Annotated in this window: 2 protein-coding genes; both read right to left on the reverse strand. The window is 71.7% G+C overall.

Features of this window, described 5'->3' with window-relative positions:
• Nucleotides 1–106 precede the first annotated feature (106 nt).
• The gene (locus DBR36_RS12820) at nt 107–583 is read right to left on the reverse strand and encodes an NUDIX domain-containing protein (protein ID WP_108319962.1); all 477 of its coding nucleotides are present in this window, start codon (nt 581–583) and stop codon (nt 107–109) included.
• The gene (locus DBR36_RS12825; protein WP_108319964.1) at nt 583–2,265 is read right to left on the reverse strand and encodes a DUF4407 domain-containing protein; all 1,683 of its coding nucleotides are present in this window, start codon (nt 2,263–2,265) and stop codon (nt 583–585) included. The genes DBR36_RS12820 and DBR36_RS12825 overlap by 1 nt, the downstream gene beginning before the upstream one ends.
• Nucleotides 2,266–2,403: the final 138 nt, after the last annotated feature.

Genomic DNA, 2,403 nt, shown 5'->3' on the forward strand with positions numbered 1-2,403 from the left:
GCCACCCACCGTTGAGTGTCCAGGACATGCCGCGCGCAGGCAGGACCGTGCGGCGTGTCCTGGACGCTCGACGTCGTTGTCGCAGCCGCGCGAGCGCGGACGCCGGTCAGGTGGACAGCCCGGCGAGCGCCTTCTCGAGCGCGTCGATCGCAGGACGCTGGCCCTTCACGAGCGCGTCGCGCGCGGCATCCAGATCCATCCATTCCGCGCGATCGACCTCGGGGAACGACTGCGCCCGACCCGACCGCGGCGGCCACTCCATCTCGAAGGTCCCGAACGCGAAGGCGGATGCCGAGAACCCCGCGCCGTCGCCGGTGAAGACGACCACCTTCTTGCCGGACGAGTACGCGAACGTGCCCAGTTCGGCCCATGCGACCTCGGGCGGCTCGACGCCGAGCTCCTCGCGGAACTCGCGGCGGGCGGCATCCAGCGCCCCCTCGCCCTCGGGGTCGAACTCGCCCTTGGGGATCGACCACGCGCCGGCGTCCTTCTTGGCCCAGAACGGCCCGCCCATGTGCGCGACGAAGACCTGCGGCACCGGCGTCAACCGGTACAGCAGCAGCCCCGCGCTCCAGACGACCATCAGGAGACGGTCGCGGGCACGCGATTCGCCTCGTCGGCGATGATGTCGGCGCGCTTGCGGAACGTCCGTGCCGAGACGCGGTCGAGGGCGATCTGGCCGCGCATCTTCTCGGCCTTCTCGTAGAGCGAGGGCCCGCCGAAGCCGGTCAGGACCTTCACCAGCACCGGCAGCAGCTCGATCATGAAGAACAGCGCGGCGATCAGGTAGTGCGCCCAGCGGAGCACCGGTTCGCGGTCCGACAAGCGTTCGAGCGCGGTGATCTGGCTGAGCAGTCCCACCGCCCCGGCATTGCCGTCGGCGACCGACGAGGCGCGCGCGTTGTACGCGGCGAGAGCCGATTCGTACTGCGCGCGAGCCGCCGGGAGCTGATCCTCGGCCTGCTGCTTGTTCGCGTCGGCGGAGGATGCCGCGGCCGCGGCCCCCGCGTTGTTGGCCGACGCGAGGGTGGACTGCGCCTGCTGCAGCTGCGCCGACAGCGAGTCGTATCCCGACTGCGCCTGCTGCAGCTGCGCCTGCGCGGCGTCGGAGCTCGCACCGTCACCGGCGACGCCCGTGCAGCCGGGGACCGTGCCCGCGCCCTGGCCGGTCAGCTCGCACTGGTACACCGCGCGGGCCTGGTCGATGACCGTCTGCTGCGCGGCGAGCTGCTGGGTGAGCTGGTCCACGGTCTGCTGCGCCGCGGCCGCCTCGGCCGAGGTCGACGAGGTGCCCGCGACGATGCCGGTCGCCGCCTGGTTCTCGAGCGCCGAGACCTGGGCGGTCGCGGCGTCGAGGGCCTGCTTCTCGGGGCCGTTGGTGACGGCATCCTGATCGGTCAGGGCCTGGGTGACGTTCGTGGAGTTGACCTCGCGGTTGATGTCGTTCTGGAAGATCTGCAGCACGAGCGGCTCGGCGACCACGATGCCGATCAGCGCGGCCATGATGACGCGCGGCATCGCGAGGCCCAGCAGACGGAAGAGGTTCTTGGTCGAGCGCATCGTCGAGGTGAGGAAGCGGTCGAGGTTGAAGATGATGAGGCCCCACACGATCGCCAGCGGGATCGCGAGCAGGATGCTCACGCGCACGCCTGTGAGCAGGGCGAACATCATCGACAGGGCCGACACGAGCGCGGTCCCGGCGAGCACGAGGAACATCTGCACGAAACGGGGCACCTCTTCGGGCACCTCGTCGAGGACGTCGTTGTCGGCACCGCCGAGGACGGCCATGCGCCGGATGAGCGAGAGCTTGGGCCGACGGGGGTCGGAGCGGCGCAGGCGCGGCGGGCGCGGCTCGGCCAGGACGGGGACGGATGCCACAGCGGGGGCCGCGAGCGGCTGCTCGGGCTGCGGCGGGGTGTCGTCAGCGCGGGCCTCGCGGTCGATCACGACGGTGTCGTGCTCGTCCGCGGGGTCGTCTTCGCGGGGGTGTTCGTCGCGGGCGGTGTCACCGCGGGGGTCGTCGACGAACGGGTCGTCGACGAACGGGTCGAGCGGTTCGTCGTCGGCGGGCGGCGCGCCCCACGGCTCGGACGTACCGTCGTGGCGGTCGGGCGCGTCCGACGGGGTCGATTCTGACGCGTCGGTGTCGGACGCGTCGCGCTCGGCGAGGAACTCGTCGAGGTAGCGCTCGCGTTCCTGCTCCGTCGTGAACTCGATTCGACCGTCGGAACCGAAACGGCCGGGTCGGTGAGCGGAAAAGGACATCCGCACAGGGTACGACGCGTTTCCTGCCGACTCCTGAGCGGGGCCTGAGGCCCGGCTGGGGGCGGGCGCCCGGCGGGGGGCCCGCACGGAGGGTGCCGTGCCGGCGCCGCCGACGCGCGAGATCACGTGATGTGGGCG

This window comes from Microbacterium sp. HMWF026, assembly GCF_003061325.1.
Taxonomy (GTDB): domain Bacteria; phylum Actinomycetota; class Actinomycetes; order Actinomycetales; family Microbacteriaceae; genus Microbacterium; species Microbacterium testaceum_E.

Bases quoted from the DNA above. Each gene is read 5' to 3' on its own strand.
- DBR36_RS12820 (WP_108319962.1), bottom strand. From the start codon at position 583: ATGGTCGTCTGGAGCGCGGGGCTGCTGCTGTACCGGTTGACGCCGGTG.
- DBR36_RS12825 (WP_108319964.1), bottom strand. From the start codon at position 2,265: ATGTCCTTTTCCGCTCACCGACCCGGCCGTTTCGGTTCCGACGGTCGA.